The organism is Neisseria sp. P0021.S007 (genome assembly GCF_051956855.1).
On the sequence record NZ_JBQCXA010001611.1, the window covers coordinates 1 to 455 of the forward strand.

1 protein-coding gene is annotated in these 455 nt (G+C 50.3%); it reads right to left on the bottom strand.

Annotation, left to right across the window (positions count from 1 at the left end; translation table 11 throughout):
• The coding region (locus ACTHUR_RS20535; protein ID WP_440400643.1) for a DNA translocase FtsK at positions 1-455 on the bottom strand (455 nt) is incomplete at both ends.

The window sequence follows — 455 nt, forward strand, 5'->3', positions numbered from 1 at the left end:
GGTCAGTTTGGACTTGGCGTCGGTAAACACGGATGAAGAGAGGATTTCGCTCAACATGACATCTTGGCGTTTCTCGTTGGGCAATTCAATGCCCATGGTGTTTTTACCGGCAATGGTTTCTACGATGCGTACCGCTTGCAGAGACATCGAGCGCGCCAAATCTTTGGACAGGGCGACAATTTGACTGCCTTTGACACCTTGTGCCGGTTCGATTTCGTAGCGGGTAATCACAGGGCCGGAAGTAGCGGAAACAACCTGTACGCCGATGCCGAATTCAGCCAGCTTGGCTTCGATTAATTCTGCGGTTTGTTGCAATTCATCCGGATTGACGGCAACCGGTTCTTCAGACGGCATACGCAACAGATTCATGTTGGGTTTGTGGTATTCGCCGTTGTTTTTAGGTTCAGTATCGTCAAACAGGGAAGTTTGGATTTTAGGGGGCGGCGCAACGGATA